Source organism: Oleiphilus sp. HI0117 (assembly GCF_001635235.1).
On the sequence record NZ_LWGA01001430.1, the window covers coordinates 1 to 696 of the forward strand.

1 protein-coding gene is annotated in these 696 nt (G+C 45.5%); it reads right to left on the reverse strand.

Annotated elements, in window-relative coordinates:
• A partial coding sequence (locus A3757_RS24035) for a cation:proton antiporter (RefSeq protein WP_197470284.1) occupies nucleotides 1–696 on the reverse strand: 696 nt, incomplete at both ends.

Sequence of the window (696 nt, forward strand, 5' to 3'; positions counted from 1 at the left end):
ACGCGAGAAGGCGTCTTTTTTGTTTGCGTATATTCGATGTGCAAACTTGTAAATAATTGAGCTAAATACCATCGAATGAGTTGTCGATAGGGCGATGATGACCAACCATTCATGGCTTAGCCAGTTTTGATCAACACTTAAGCTGGCAACGATCAACCCGAATTCGCTGTAGTTGGCTAGCAAGAGTGCTGACAAGAAGCTGGTACGCAAGCGTAAGCCAACCGCATTAAACACAAAGAAGAAAAGCAATAACTTGATGGGGAGTAAAATAGTCAAGCCTAAGGCGACGAGCCACATTTCCAAAGTTGGTAACGCGGTGAACCCGATAGACAAAAAGAAGCAGATTAGGAAGAGGTCTTTGAAGCTCATTAACGACTTATAGAGTTCGTTAGATTTAGGTAAGCCTGCGAGTAGCATGCCCATGACTAGTGCACCCAAGTCACCCTTCATGTCGACAAGCTCAAAAAGCTCCGGGCCGCCAAGTGCAAGTAAAAAACCGTAGAGTGGGATCAACTCTCCGTGACCGCTGGAGGCCATCATTCTTTTTAATAAAGGGCGAAGGAACCAAAGGCCAAGCAAGCTAAATGCCCAAAGGCTTGGTGATTTGCCGGTTGCAAAGAATAGAAACAGAACAGCCGCAATATCTTGCCAGATTAGTACGCCGACAGCGAGGTCACCGTGTTTGGATTTTAATTC